Here is a 278-nt window from a genome sequence, read left to right on the forward strand (position 1 = left end):
ATCCAGCTGGTTTTCTCATATCTCGCCCAGATATAGGTTGAAGCATCCGTACCGGTTCCGTTCGCTTTGAAGGTATATTCCGCCCTCAATGTCTGCCCCACCTCCGGCGTGCCGGAAATGTGCAGATCTGCCACCGATGGCGCACCGTAAACATCTAATGCCGGGCTGTGCTGCACCGCCCCGACCAGAGACGGCTGACTGCTGCCCTCCGGTATTATCGTTACTTTAATGCTGTAACCCGCATCCTCGGCCCGGAGGGTGTATTCCCGGCCGTTGGC

Annotated in this window: 1 protein-coding gene; it reads right to left on the minus strand. The window is 57.6% G+C overall.

Going from position 1 to position 278, the window contains the following annotated elements; genetic code table 11:
- Positions 1-278: hypothetical protein (locus INF73_RS11295; RefSeq protein ID WP_193547295.1), on the minus strand; the 278-nt coding region annotated here is incomplete at both ends.

It is taken from the genome of Enterobacter cloacae complex sp. P6RS, from assembly GCF_014982245.1.
Lineage (GTDB): Bacteria > Pseudomonadota > Gammaproteobacteria > Enterobacterales > Enterobacteriaceae > Enterobacter > Enterobacter bugandensis.